The sequence below is a fragment of the Streptomyces silvisoli genome, from assembly GCF_029269905.1.
Classification (GTDB): domain Bacteria; phylum Actinomycetota; class Actinomycetes; order Streptomycetales; family Streptomycetaceae; genus Streptantibioticus_A; species Streptantibioticus_A silvisoli_A.
On sequence record NZ_JARJBC010000016.1, the window covers coordinates 101,228 to 114,454 of the forward strand.

Sequence of the window (13,227 nt, forward strand, 5' to 3'; positions counted from 1 at the left end):
AGCCGCCGGACGGGCTTTCCCAGAAGCCCGTCCGGCGACCGCGTTCCCAACGCCCGCCGGCCGGCCGGGCGTCAGATGTGCAGTCCGGTCGCGACCGCCTCGCGCAGTGCGCGCCATGCGGCGGCGAGGCGTGCCTCGCTGTCCGTCGCCGCCTTGCGGACCACCGTCTCGTACGAGATGCCGAGTCGCTCCAGTTCGCCCAACGCCGCCTTAGCGCTGTCCTGTTCGCCCATCAGCGTGTCGCCGCGCAGGTCGCAGTGGTGTACCGCCGCCTCCAGGGTGGGCAGCGTCATGGCGCTGACCGTGCCCCAGGCGACGATGCCGTCCACGTAGCCGGTGCCGGGCCGCTCGGGGTCGCGCACCGCGGTGTCGGACCACATCAGCCGCTGCGGTCTGGCCCCCGCCGCGCGCAGTGCGCGCCACCGCTCGCTGCCCAGCCGCTCCTCGTAGACCTGGTACATCAGGCGGGCGTTGGTCAGCGCCGCGGTGCCGCGCACCGTACGGGCGGCGGCCCGGGTCGGCTCGTCCAGGCCGCGCAGTTCGTCCAGCCGGACGTCCACCTCGGTGTCCAGCCAGCTGACGGGGAAGGAGGCCAGCGAGGCGATCGCGGAGAGCCGCTCGCCCTCGGCCAGGGCGCGCTCCATCCCGTCGAAGTACGCGTCGACCGTCTCACGGTAACGCGCCACCGAGAAGATCCCGGTGGCGTGCACGCTGATCCCCCGGCCCAGACAGTCGCGTATCGCGGCGAGCCCCTCGATGGTGGCCGGGATCTTCACCAGCGCGTTGGGCCGGTCCAGGGCCCGCCACAGCTCGGCCGCCGCCCTGGTGGTGGCGGCCGCGTCATGGCACAGCCCCGGGTCGAGGTCCACCGAGACCTGTCCGTCATGGCCCTGGGTCTTCTCGAAGACCTCGTTCAGCTCGTCGCACGCCTCGCGGGCGTCGTGCACCTGTAGCGCGCGCAGCGCCTCGCCGACGGTGGCGCCGCGGTAGGCGAGTCGCACCAGTTGGTCCCGGTAGACGGGATCACCGGTCACGGCTTCGGCGAGGGTTCCCGGATCGCAGACGGCTCCTCTGACCCCGGCGTCCTTGATGAGGCGGGCCAGGCAGCCGGAGACGATCAGGCTCCGGTGGACGCCTTCCACCCAGGGCGAGACGCCCTCGGCGATCAACGGGTGCAGATCGCCGCCACTCGCCACTGCCGCCGGGTCCTTCATGGCAGTACCACCACTCCTCTTGTCTCGGGGGCGGCCAGGCGCGAAGCCCCCGGAAGAATCCCCGCGCCCCCGCCCGGGATCCCGGGGGCGGCGCCCCCAGCGCGGGCCCCGGCCGAGGGCGCTCGGAAGACCGCTCCGGCGGTCGGACGTCAGCCGCTGTACGGGTGCCGCGCCTTCCACTCCACCAACGCCCCGGCCCACCAGGCGAGTTGGTCCAGCAGCGCCTTGGCGGCGTTCTCCGCGCCGGTGGGGTTCCGCAGCTCGCCCTTGTCGTCGAACTGGTCCCACGGCTGGTGGAAGACGACGGTCTGCCGGATGGTCATGGCGTGCGCCTCGGAGAAGATCGGCCGCAGGTGCTCCACCGCCCGGATGCCACCGGCCTGGCCGCCGTAGCTGATGAAGCCGACCGGCTTGGCGTGCCACTCCACCGTGTGCCAGTCGATCAGCGCCTTCAGCGAGCCGGGGTAGCTGTGGTTGTACTCGGGGGTGACCACGACGAAGGCGTCCGCCTCGGCCAGCCGCGGGCCGACCTTGCCCAGGCTCTCGGTGAGCTCGGGCCCGGGCTCGTCGGTGAGCCGGTTGGGCAGGTCGTAGTCGGCGAGGTCGACCAGGTCTATCTGAAGGTCCTCGCGCTGTCCGGCGATGCCGGTGAACCAATTCGCGATGGTCGGGCCGAGCCGTCCCTTGCGAACGCTGCCAATGATCACCGCGACGCGAATGCGGTCACTCGACATGACTTTCCCTCTCGACATCGGAAACTGAAACTAACACCTGGGATGTTGCGGTTGTGACCGCGTTCGCGGTGCCGCCAATCACGCCTGCGGCAGGTTCGATTGAGGTCCGTACCAAACGCCGCCAATGGGCGTCGACAGCGACATCAGACATCCAGAATCAAGTGGCGGTAAGGCCTCGTTGGGTATTTTCCATTTCACACCCCCACCCTTCCGGACAATCTAGACGGTACATGTCTAGATTGCTTGCCGCAACCCCAACTCCCCTTATTCGGTCGGCTAGTTGGAGCGCCGCTATCAGGCCTTGCGGCGCGCCACGCAATTGCCGGTTCCGCGATTATGTGGAGATTCTGCGGAGGGTCGATCCCAACTCCGCCTCCAGCCGGTTCAGATCGCCCTCATGGCCGTGCGCGGCGATGTGTCCGTCCGGCCGCACCAGGTAGTAACCGGCTCGGCGGCAGTCCGCCTGCACCGCGGCGTCCCGCCGGGGCAGCCGCACCACCCGTACGTTCGGCCAGCGCGCCGCGATATGGCCGACCTCGGCCAGCCAGGCGGCCTCGTCCGCCGGCGGCAGCACCGCCAACGTCCAGCCCAGCGGATCCACCCCCGGCCCCGACACGCCCAACTCCAGCGCCAACCGCCGCGGGAACACCGCGCCGATCCGCAGCGCGCCCGGCACCCGCCTGCGCACCCGGCAGCCGGACCAGCCGGAGGGCCGCTGCGTCTCCCGCACCGGCGGGTACGCCAGCCGCCGCCCGGCCATCACCGGAGCGTAGAGCCTGGTCACCGCCCCCGTACGGTCCAACAACCGGAACGCGGTGTCACGGGCCAATACCTTCGCCGGATGATGGGCCACCCAGGCCCGGGTCTGCAGATCGGTGTCCCGCACGATCTGCCGGGTCGCCTCGGAGCGCTCCGCGCCGTAGCTGTCCAGCAGCGAACTCGGCGACTCGCCGCGGATCACCGCGGCCAGCTTCCAGCCGAGGTTGTGCGCGTCCTGCAGTCCGTTGTTCATGCCCTGACCACCGGCCGGACTGTGCACGTGCGCCGCGTCGCCGGCCAGGAACACCCGGCCGCGCTGGAAGTCGGAGGCGTGCCGGGCGTGCACCCGGAACACCGCCTGCCACACCGGCTCGCTGATCCGCACCCCGCGCGGACCGCGCTCGTCGATGATCGCCTGCATCATCTCGGCGCTGACCTCGTGCCTGCCCTCCGGCATCACCGACAGGAACCGGAAGACACCGCCCGGCATCGGCACGATCACCAGCGCACCGGTCGGCGCCTGGTAGAACCGGCACTCGTCGGCCGGAAGTTGGCCCTCGATCCGGGTGTCGATCAGCGCGAACGCCATCTCGTAGGTGGTGCCCTGGAAGCCGACGCCCAGCTGGCCGCGCACCGCGCTGCCCGCGCCGTCCGCACCGACCACGAACGGTGCGCGCACCCGCTCCACCACACCGTCGCCGTACTCCAGCACGGCCGTCACACCGTCGCTGGCCTCGATGCGGCCGGAGAAGTCCACGTCGTCCAGGGCCAGCAGCCGCACCCCGCGCTCGACCTTGCCGCCGAGCGCGTGCAGCCGCTCGGTGAGCAGCCGCTCGGTGACATGCTGCGGCAGCACCCGGCAGGCGGTGTCCTCGGTCAGGCCGAACGAGGCCAGCGGGCGCCGCTCGGAGAAGTAGCTCAGCGTGTTGATCAGCACCGACTCGCGGCGCACAGCGTCCTGGAGCCCGCAGTCCTCCAGGATGTCGAGGGCGCGCGGCCACACCGACAGCGCCTTGGGAGCCCGCATCGGCTCCGGCGCCCGGTCGACCACCCGCACCCGCACCCCGCGCCGCAGCAGTTCGCAGGCGGCCAGCAGACCGGTGGGGCCGGCGCCGACGACCAGGACGTCGAAGTCCTGGTCCGCCGCCTTCCGACCGGCCCCCGTGGATGTCGCAGTCATCTCGGCTCCGCCCTCAGCTCGTCCGCACGCCCGTGGTGCCGCCCTCGACCACCGGTTCCCTCGGCAGCTTGTCGAGACCGAAACCGAAGTACTTCTTGTACGCCTCAAGCACCGCCGCGTCGTCGGGCAGCACCTCCTTGGCGCGCTCCTCGCCGTCCACCCGGGTCAGCTGGTTGCCCTTCAGCGTCACCAGGCCGTTCTCGGTCCGTACGGAACAGAACAGCGCCTGGAGGAACGACGAGTCGGGGGCGGTGCGGTACCACCACAGGCTGGGGCCGAAGTCCTCGATGCGGACCGGCTGTTGCTCCAGCTGGTAGAGCGGCTTGCCGTTCAGCAGCACGTCGACGGCGCCGCTGTCGGTCTCCACCAGTTGGTAGTCGCCGTGCGGATCCTTTTGCACCTCACGGGAGTTCAGCGGCAGCGGATGCCGGCTGTTGCGGCCGAAGCCGGTGTCCACCAGCCAGGGCTCGTCGAGTTGCACCCGCAGCGCCAGGTGGCCGAGCAGCGGCCCCAGTCCGTCCGGCCGGTAGACCCGGCCCGGCAGGATGTCGACCGTGAAGCCCAACGAGCGCAGCAGGAAGGCCAGCGCCGGGTTCACCTCGTAGCAGCCGCCGCCGCGTCGTTTGCGGACGATCTTCTCCAGCACCCGCTCGTCCATGAAGATGGGCTCGTCCAGGTGGTAGTCGAGGTTCTCGAACGGCACGGTCAGCACCTGGCGTTCCTGAAGGTGCCGCAGCGCATGAATATCGGCGGACGTCGGCTTCGTCGCGCCGATGCGCCTGAGGTATTCATCCACCAGGGTCTGGTCCAGCATCGCCGTCTCCTTACCAGGTCGGGTTCTTCGGTGCGCTTGAGGGTGGGATCACTACCACCTGAGCAGGGTCAGGCCCATTGCCATGCCGCCGCCGAACGCGGCCAGCAGGATCAGGTCGCCGGTGCCGACGGCACCCGCCCGGGCGGCGTGATCGAGCGTTATCGGAACCGACGCGGCTCCGGTGTTGCCCAGTTCTTCGAACGTGGTGCGGGTGCGCTCGAAGGGAATGTCCAACCGCTGTGCGAGGTCTTCGAGCATCCGCCCGTTGGCCTGATGCGGTACGAAGTGCGCGAGGTCCGCCGCCGGGACCCCGGTGTCCGCCAGGAAGTCACGGATGCCCTCGGTCACCGTCTCGGCGACGAAGTCGCGGACCCCGCGGCCGTTCATGGCGAAGTAGTGCAGCCCGGCCCGCACCGTCTCGACGGAGGGCGGGATACGGCTGCCGCCCGCCGGGACCTGGATCAGGTCCCGCTCGGCGCCGTAGCCGGCCAGTCGGCCCGCCAGCAGCTCGCCGGCGCCGGACCTGCCCAGCACCACCGCCCCGGCGCCGTCCCCGAAGAGGATCGCGGTGCGCCGGTCGGCCGGGTCGAGGATGCGCGAGTAGACGTCCGCGCCGATCACCAGCGCGTACTCGGAATCCGTGCCGCGCAGGATGCCCTCGGCGGTGGTCAACGCGAACAGGAAACTGCTGCACACCGCGTTCACGTCGAAGGCGGCGGTGCCGGGGCGGGCCCCGATCTCGTCCGCCACAATGGCCGCGGTGGGCGGCTGCGGGGAATCCGGGGTGGAGGTCGCCACGATGACCAGCGAAATGTCCGCCGCACTGATCCCGGCACTCTCCAAAGCGGCCCGCCCGGCGATCACCGCGAGGTCGGAGGTCGCCTCGTCCGGCTTCGCACGGCGTCGGTTGCGTATTCCGGTCTTGCCGAAAATCCATTCGTCGGTCACCCCGGCCGGTTCGCCGACCTCCGCGTTGGTCACCGCATGGGCCGGTAGGTAGGAACCGGTTCCCACGATGCCGATGGTGGAAGTGGACCGGGCGGCGCGGTTTATCCCTGTCGTAATCATCGTTGACCCCTCGTTTTCCGCAGGCTGGTCCTTCTGTGAAGGCGAAAGGGATTCCAGGCCGCCCGCGAAATCGATCGTCCCGCGTTCCGGAGAGACCGGGCAAAGCCTGTGCCCCTACCTTGTCAAGTACGGTGGCGGCGACCCCGCCGCCCAAGGTGATTGCGTCATGAATGCGCTGTGCGTGCCGCGGCGCCCGAGCGGCGCCGCGGCACTCTGGCATCAGGTCGGAACCGCGGCCAGCGCCAGTTCGGTGAGCAGCGTGCCGACGATGCGCGGCCCGTCCTGGGTCAGCACCGACTCGGCGTGGAACTGCATGGACGCGAAGTGCGGTCCGCGCAGCGCGTGCACCTCGCCGGTGCGCGGATCCCGGCTGACCTCCACCTCTCCCACGCCCGGGCAGTCCACCCGGTCCGCGTCGCAGCGGGCCGCGAACGTGTTGTAGAAGCCGACCCGTTCAGGCCTCCCGAACAGGTCGATCTCCCGTTGCACACCCTGGTTGGGCACCCTCCGGCGCACCAGGTCGAAGCCGAGCGCCAGGCTGAGCACCTGGTGGCTCAGACAGACGGCCAGGAACGGGCGCCGCCGCTCCAGCAACTGGGCGGTGGCGGAACGCAGATGGGCGATCTTGGGGTGGTTCTCCTCCCGTGGATCGCCCGGCCCGGGCCCCATCACGACCAGGTCGTGGCCGTCGAAGGCGTACGGCTCGTCGAAGCGCCGTACCGCCACCTCAAGGCCCATGGAGCGAAGTTGCTGCTCGATCATCGACGTGAAGGTGTCCTCCGCGTCGACCACCAGCACCCGCCGCCCCGCCAACTGAGGCGCGGGACAGGCGCGTTGCGCCCGGTCCGCCAGCCAGAAGTCGGCTATGCCGGCGTTGCGCCGGTCAAGGGCCGCCCGCACCATGGGGTGTTGCCCGAACCGTCGCGGCCCCGACTCCAGCGCCGCCAGCAGCCCGGCCGCCTTGGCCCGGGTCTCGGCCACCTCCGACTCCGGGTGGGAGTGCCGTACCAGCGTCGCGCCGACCCCGATCCGCATCCGGCCGCCGCCGTCGATGTCGGCGGTGCGGATGAGGATGGCGGAGTCCAGCGTGCGCTCCCCGTTCGCGTCGCGGCCGATGAGCGCGGCCACGCCGCTGTAGTAGCCGCGGCCCTGCGGCTCGTACCGGCCGATCACCCGGCAGGCGCTCTCCAGCGGGGAGCCGGTGACGGTGGGCGCGAACATCGTCTCCCGCAGGATGTCCCGCGGGTCACTGGTGGTGTGCCCCTCGATGAAGTACTCGGTGTGCGCGAGACGTGCCATCTCCTTCAGGTAGGGGCCCACCACCCGGCCGCCGCCGTCGCAGATCCGGGCCATCATCTTCAGTTCCTCGTCCACCACCATGTACAGCTCGTCGGCCTCCTTGCGGTCGGCGAGGAAGTCCATCACCTCCGGCAGGGTCGGCCCGGACGGCGGATAGCGGTAGGTGCCGCTGATCGGGTTCATCACGGCGGTACCGCCGCGCACGCTGATGTGCCGCTCGGGTGTGGCGCCGACGAACGTCCTGGTGCCGGTGTGCACGATGAACGTCCAGTACGCCCCCGACTCCCGCTCCAGCAGCCGGCGGAAGAAGACCAGCGCGCTGAGCGGGGTGAAGTCGGAGATGTCGGCGACGAACGAGCGCTTGATGACGAAGTTCGCGCCCTCCCCCGTGCCGATCTCGTCGGCGATCACCCGGCGGACGATGTCGGCGTACGCCTCGTCGTCCACGTCGAAGTCCCCGCCGTCCAGCCGGATCGGCAGGTCGGGGATCCGGTCCAGCAGTTCCCTGGACGGGACGGTCGCCTGGCCGGTGACGGTCATCGCGATCAGCGGTGATCCGTCGTCGGCGGAGGTGAAGCCGCGCTCCGCGATCTGCCGGTACGGGACGATCGCCAGCACCTCGTGGCGCGGGGCGCCGGTCGGACCGTCGGACAGCGGTATCGCGGCCAGCGTGTCCGGGGTGGACACCTCGCCGAGCAGAACCTCCAGCACCTCCGGGCCGGTCGACTCCGGCCGGTGCAGCACCGCGAACGGCGGTGGGGCCGGCGCCAGCACCTGTTGGAACAGCTCCTCCGCGGCGCTCATACGGCGGCCCCGCGCAGCGCGTGGGCGAACCGGTCGGCTCCGCGGTCCAGTTGGCCGATGACCGCATCGGCGGTGGTGACCACGGCGCAGCGCCGCGCCGCGTACTCCACCGCCAGCCGGTGGTACTCGGGCGAGAAGTCGCCGACCGCGTCGGCGACCAGGAACGGCTGGATGTCGTTGGTGAACGCCTCCACCGCCGTCATCAGCACTCCGACGTGCGCGTACACCCCGCCGATCACCAACTGGTCGCGGTCATGGGCGCGCATCCGCTCCAGCAGCCCGGACTGGAAGAAGGCGCTGTAGCGCCACTTGGTGAACACCCAGTCGCCCGGTGCGGGGGCGAGCGCGTCCACCACCTCCCGGTCGGTGGGCGAGGTGCGCATGCCGGGTCCCCAGAAGTCCTTGAGCAGACCGCGCTGTTCCTCGGTCATGCCGCCGGGCTGCGCCGTATAGGCCACCGGCATGCCGAGGGCGGTGGCCCGCTCCCGCAACCGGGCCAGGTTGCGCACGAGTTCATGCCGCAGGTCGTCGGGAAAGGGCTTGAGGAAGTAACGCTGCATGTCGTGGATGAGCAGCACCGCGCGGTCCGGGTCGACCGTCCACTCGGCGGTGCTGGCGGGCAGTTGGGCCGCGGTGGGCATCGGATAGGGGTCGATGGCGGGTATGCCTGCCATGGCGTTCTCTCGTTTCTGAAGTCGCTGTGGTGGTGTGCGAGCTGGAGACTGCGGCGGATCGGCCCACGGCGCCGCCGTGAGTACCCGCGGCCGGAGCGGGCGAGCGCTGAAGGACGCCGCGGCGCCGCCGGTCCGCGCCGTACGGGTCCGTGTCGCCGTCGCGGGGGTGACGAGTCCCGCCGCGACGGCGAACGGCCACGACGATGTGGACCGGCGGCCATGCCACCGCCGCGGACCCACGGCTCACGATCCGCCGGACAGGCCTAAGCGCCGAGTCCCGCGCCGCCGTCGACCGTGAGGACGTGCAAGGTGATATGCGCTGCCTGGTCGGACAGCAGGAACACGACGGCGTCGGCGATGTTGGACGGGCGGGCCAGCCGGCCCAGCGGGATGCCCACCCGGAACGCGTCGGGGCGGCCCTCGATGGTTCCGGCGGGTCCTGACTCGTCGTGCCACATCGAGCTGAGCATGGGTGTGTCGGTGGACCCGGGGGCCACGACGTTGCACCGGATACCGAACCTGGCGACCTCCAGGCCGAGGCTCTTGGTGAACATCGAGGCCGCCGCCTTGGAGGCGGCATAGGCGGCCATCTCGGTACGCGGTGTCCCGGCGGCGTTGGACGCCACGGTGACGATCGCGCCGCGCATCCGCGGTGCCATGCGGTTGACCACCGCCCGGGACAGATGGAACACGCCGTTCACATTGACCCCGAAGGTGGTGGACCAGTCCTCGTCGCTGAAGTGCCTGACCTCGCCGAGGCGCAGCACCCCCGCGGCGTTGACCAGGTACTCCACCGGACCCAGCCGTGCCTCCACCGCTTCGACCACGGCGTCGACCTGGGCGCTGTCGGTGACGTCGGCGGGGAACGCGGCGACCCGCAGGCCGTCGGCGGTCAGCTTCTCCACGACGTCCCGCAGCCCGTCGGCGTCCCGGTCGACGGCGGCCACCGCGGCGCCGCGCTCGCCCAGCGCACGGACCACGGCCGTACCGATTCCGCCCGCTGCCCCTGTGACAAGGGCGACCTTGTTCTCCATTGCTGTGGACCTCCCTGCGGCCGTTCCCAGAACGGCAGTTGTGTGGTGGGCTCGGTCGTGCCGGTGGCTCAGGCCGCCCAAGCCGAGACCACGGATATGGCCTGACCCGGGTTGAGCCGCGGGTCGCAGAAGCTCGTGTACTTGTCGCCGACCTGGTCGATACCGGACTCGTTGACGCAGCACTCGGTGACGTCGTCCGGTGTGGTCTCCAGGTGCAGCCCGCCCGCGATGCCGCCCGCCGACCGCACCGCGCACTGGAAGTCCCGCACCTCGCGCACCACGGTGTCGACGAAGCGGGTCTTGAGACCGTCGGCGGCGGTGACGGTGTTGCCGTGCATCGGGTCGGTGAGCCAGATCACCGGATGGCCCGCCGCCCGTACCGCCTTGACCAGCCGGGGCAGCCGTTCGGCGACGACCTCGGCGCCCATCCGGGCGATCAGCGTGAGCCGTCCGCGCTCCCGCCACGGGTCGAGCCGTTCGCACAACTCCAGCAGTTCGTCGGACGACATGCCGGGACCGACCTTGCAGGCGATCGGGTTGGCCACCTCGGCGAGCAGCGCGACATGGGCGCCGTCCACCTGCCGGGTGCGCTCGCCGATCCACGGCCAGTGCGTCGAGGCGAGGTACTGGCGGCCGTGCTCGTCCTGGCGCAGCATCGGGATCTCGTAGTCCAGCAGCAGCGCCTCGTGACTGGTCCACACCGGCGGGCAGATGCCGGACCTGCGGGCCGGGTTGAGCCAGCCGAGGTGGGTCATCGCCTCGCTGGCCGCCTCGTAACCGGCGAGCAGCCGCCGCGGGTCGGGCCTTCTCAGAAAGGGGTCGGGTTCCGGGCTGTTGACCATGTGGCCGCGGTAGACATGGAGTTCACGGCCGCCGACCCGCTCGGTGGGTTTGGATCGGGGCTTGCCGAACTGCCCGGCCATACGGCCCGCGCGCACCACCGGCCGGTGCGTGATCATCTTCATCACGCCGGCCAGCACGTCCAACAGGCCCGCCTTGCGGGCGACATAGCCCGCGGTGCACTCGGCCGGGTCCTCCGCGCAGTCACCGGCCTGCACCACGCGGGCCTCGCCCGCGGCGACGCTGGCCAGCAGGGTGCGAAGTCGGCGTACGTCCGACGCGTTGACCAAAGGCGGACGTGCCGCCAACTCGTCCGTGACCCACTGGAGTTGGTCGCCCGACCAGTCGGGCTGCTGAACGGCGGTCTTGGACCTGATGGATTCGATGCTGATTGATTCGATACTCGATGGGATGCTGACAAGAGCGTTGTCCACTGGTGTCTCCTGGTGTCTCCCAAGCGGAGGTGTCTCGCAGGGCGGAGGTGCTATGTGGCGCGGCGTTTCACGGACGCCGCGCCGCCGGCACGGCCCCCTGTCGCGCGAGGCGATGCGGGGACCTCCCGTAGAGCTCCACACCGAACCGGCACGGTCTCCTCCGGAACGGCGCGTATCAGGGCGCCTCATCAGGCGCGTCAGGGCCTTGGCACCCAGCCGACGTCATCCCAGAACCGCAGTGAGCGCGGGTACGGGGTGGTGGCCAGCCGGGCCAGGCGGGGGCCGTCGGCTTGGGCGGTGCCGTCGGCGCCGAGAACCAACGTGGTGGGGCGGCCGGGGCGGAAGACCGGCCAGTCCGGTACGCCCGCGGCGCTCGGTACGCCGTCGCGGGCGAAGGAGGCCACGAGGTCGATGAACATGTCGCAGACCCGCCGTTCCGACGGACCGTCTCCGTAGGCCCAGGCGTTCTCCTCGATGCCGTGGGTGCCGAACAAGAACCTGGATGTGGCCTCGTGCGGGGTGCCGAACGCGGGCGGCCGGGTGGGATGCGCGAACTCCATGACGTACTGGGCCGCTTGGCGCTCCCCGGCGTCCCGTTCGGCGAGTCGGACGATCGGGTACCGGAACAGCCCGTCGCCCCAGATCCCGGTCCACAGGGACAACGGGTCCCGCGGCAGCCCCTCGGCCGCGGCGGCCTGCCGGTAGGCGGTCAGACAGTCGTCCACCAGGCGGTCGCTGACCTCGGGCGTCCGCTTCTCCAGAACCCTTCGCACGGCCGCCCGCAGCTCCGGCTCGTCGCGCGGCGCCGGTGGCGCCGGAAGGGCTGACAGGCCGGGGACGGTGAAGAACGCGCCCTCGGTACGGGTGTAGACGATCATCGACGGCAGGTCGGGCGCGGGCAGTTGGTGGTCGAAGCCGCGCATCCACCGGCCGTCCGGCACCGGTCCCCGGTACTCGCGTCCGCTCGCCACGAGGCGCGTGGCCGGGCTGCCGGAGAACACCCGCTGCCAGGCGTCGAGCAGCGCGCCCGCGGGCACGTGCCGTAACCCCCGTACGTCGGTGCCCAGTCGCCGGGCGATGGCCGCGTAGACCGTGCGCGAGTCCTCGGCGGTCAGCCCGACGGCGGGCTGCCAGACATGGCAGGGGCTGAGCGGGACGATCCGGCGGATCAGCGGGCGTACCTGGGGCAGCAGCGCGAGCTGCCAGGCGCTGGCGCCACCGGCCGACGTACCGCTCAGCGTGACGTTGCCGGGGTCGCCTCCGAAGGCCGCGGCGTTCCGCCGCACCCAGCGCAGCAGCTCCACCTGGTCCTGCAGCCCCCAGTTGGCGAACGAGCCGGTGCGCGGGTCGGTGAGATCCTCGTGTAGGCCAAAACCAAACGCGCCGAGCCGGTAGTTGAACGTCACCACCACCAGATCGCCGCGCACCGCGGGACGGGCCCCGTCGTACGTCGCCAGTTCGCCGCCGCCTATCTGCCAGCCGCCGCCGTGGACGTAGACCAGCACCGGCCGGGATCCGCGCACATCCGGCGTCCAGACATTGGCGTACAGGGCGTCCTCACGGCTTTCCGGCACGCCGGGCTGGAGGAACGGCGGCACGAACCGTCTGGCGTCGCGCACTCCGTCCCAGGCGACCGGTGGCAGCGGCGAGGAGAATCGCAGCGCCCCCAACGGGGGCCGGGCGTAGGGAACTCCGCGGAACACGGCGAATTCGGGATGCCGCGTTCCGGCGACAAGTCCTTCCGTGGTGCGAACCACGACGTCACAGGGGTGGGCGGAGGACGCGGAGTCCGAATGTGTCAGCTCGGTCAGCACATACGGTTTCGCCATCTCAGGAACCATCCAGTCCGCGGGCTATCGCGGCGGCGCCGGCCATGACAGCGGTAATTTGCAGGACACGACGGGCTTGGAATTCAACGGCGGCATTGCTCATGGCCACAGTGCTCCCTCAACGAGCGAAAGTACGACACGTACCGGGCCGCACCGGCCTCGCACAGCCGGGCCGCCGAACAACTTGCGGGTTTTAGATCGTGTGCCGGAGCGGGAGCCGCGACCAATGCGCGTTTGAAAAATCCGTCAGGTGAGCGGTAATCCATCAGGTTCCGGCCACGATTCACCCCGGTAACCTGACAAATACCTGCCGGTATGTCACGGCGACAAAAAAGAGGCGGCTGTTTTCGGCCTTTGTGCCGGGAATTCGCTTTGGTGGCACGGCGGTTGGGGCACGGTGACCGCGCGGCGGAGACGGGCGCGGACGCGTCGGCGCCGGGCAGCGAGTGGGCCGGGGGCCGTGTGCGGGCGTGGACGCGGTCGCGAGGCGCGAGCGGGGGCGACCCGGTTTCGGGCGCTCGGGCCATTGGCCGGAAGTAGCGGA

Annotated in this window: 10 protein-coding genes; all 10 read right to left on the minus strand. The window is 70.8% G+C overall.

Features of this window, described 5'->3' with window-relative positions; translation table 11 throughout:
* Window positions 1–71 precede the first annotated feature (71 nt).
* Window positions 72–1,214 carry a transaldolase gene (tal, locus tag P3G67_RS23895; protein ID WP_276095303.1) on the minus strand — a complete coding sequence of 381 codons (1,143 nt, stop codon included), beginning with the start codon at window positions 1,212–1,214 and terminating at the stop codon, window positions 72–74.
* Between the two features lie 149 nt (window positions 1,215–1,363).
* Window positions 1,364–1,948, minus strand: coding sequence for an NADPH-dependent FMN reductase (locus P3G67_RS23900; protein ID WP_269857886.1), 585 nt, complete (start codon window positions 1,946–1,948; stop codon window positions 1,364–1,366).
* Window positions 1,949–2,282: 334 nt separating this feature from the next.
* A complete protein-coding gene (locus tag P3G67_RS23905; protein WP_276095304.1) occupies window positions 2,283–3,887 on the minus strand; it encodes an FAD-dependent monooxygenase in 1,605 nt (534 codons plus the stop codon).
* A gap of 13 nt (window positions 3,888–3,900) precedes the next feature.
* Window positions 3,901–4,701: an arylamine N-acetyltransferase family protein gene (locus tag P3G67_RS23910; protein ID WP_276095305.1), complete on the minus strand. Its 801-nt coding sequence runs from the start codon at window positions 4,699–4,701 to the stop codon at window positions 3,901–3,903.
* A gap of 51 nt (window positions 4,702–4,752) precedes the next feature.
* Entirely contained in the window at window positions 4,753–5,769 is a 1,017-nt protein-coding gene (locus P3G67_RS23915; RefSeq protein ID WP_276095306.1) for a 3-oxoacyl-ACP synthase III family protein, read from the minus strand.
* A gap of 219 nt (window positions 5,770–5,988) precedes the next feature.
* The gene (locus P3G67_RS23920; RefSeq protein WP_276095307.1) at window positions 5,989–7,872 is read right to left on the minus strand and encodes an anthranilate synthase family protein; all 1,884 of its coding nucleotides are present in this window, start codon (window positions 7,870–7,872) and stop codon (window positions 5,989–5,991) included.
* The gene (locus tag P3G67_RS23925) at window positions 7,869–8,546 is read right to left on the minus strand and encodes an isochorismatase family protein (RefSeq protein ID WP_269857891.1); all 678 of its coding nucleotides are present in this window, start codon (window positions 8,544–8,546) and stop codon (window positions 7,869–7,871) included. Before P3G67_RS23925 ends, P3G67_RS23920 begins: the two co-directional genes overlap by 4 nt.
* 263 nt (window positions 8,547–8,809) lie before the next feature.
* On the minus strand, window positions 8,810–9,580 hold the full coding sequence (locus P3G67_RS23930; protein ID WP_276095308.1) for a 2,3-dihydro-2,3-dihydroxybenzoate dehydrogenase: 771 nt from the start codon (window positions 9,578–9,580) through the stop codon (window positions 8,810–8,812).
* A 68-nt stretch (window positions 9,581–9,648) separates the two neighbouring features.
* On the minus strand, window positions 9,649–10,812 hold the full coding sequence (locus P3G67_RS23935) for a 3-deoxy-7-phosphoheptulonate synthase (protein WP_391858332.1): 1,164 nt from the start codon (window positions 10,810–10,812) through the stop codon (window positions 9,649–9,651).
* 239 nt (window positions 10,813–11,051) lie between these two features.
* Complete coding sequence (locus P3G67_RS23940; RefSeq protein ID WP_276095309.1) at window positions 11,052–12,683, minus strand: carboxylesterase family protein; 1,632 nt, start codon at window positions 12,681–12,683, stop codon at window positions 11,052–11,054.
* Window positions 12,684–13,227 lie beyond the last annotated feature (544 nt).

Coding starts and splice junctions, on each gene's coding strand:
- P3G67_RS23900 (WP_269857886.1), bottom strand. CDS start 1,948: ATGTCGAGTGACCGCATTCGCGTCGCGGTGATCATTGGCAGCGTTCGC.
- P3G67_RS23915 (WP_276095306.1), bottom strand. CDS start 5,769: ATGATTACGACAGGGATAAACCGCGCCGCCCGGTCCACTTCCACCATC.
- P3G67_RS23940 (WP_276095309.1), bottom strand. CDS start 12,683: ATGGCGAAACCGTATGTGCTGACCGAGCTGACACATTCGGACTCCGCG.
- P3G67_RS23910 (WP_276095305.1), bottom strand. CDS start 4,701: ATGCTGGACCAGACCCTGGTGGATGAATACCTCAGGCGCATCGGCGCG.
- P3G67_RS23930 (WP_276095308.1), bottom strand. CDS start 9,580: ATGGAGAACAAGGTCGCCCTTGTCACAGGGGCAGCGGGCGGAATCGGT.
- P3G67_RS23920 (WP_276095307.1), bottom strand. CDS start 7,872: ATGAGCGCCGCGGAGGAGCTGTTCCAACAGGTGCTGGCGCCGGCCCCA.
- P3G67_RS23925 (WP_269857891.1), bottom strand. CDS start 8,546: ATGGCAGGCATACCCGCCATCGACCCCTATCCGATGCCCACCGCGGCC.
- P3G67_RS23905 (WP_276095304.1), bottom strand. CDS start 3,887: ATGACTGCGACATCCACGGGGGCCGGTCGGAAGGCGGCGGACCAGGAC.
- tal (WP_276095303.1), bottom strand. CDS start 1,214: ATGAAGGACCCGGCGGCAGTGGCGAGTGGCGGCGATCTGCACCCGTTG.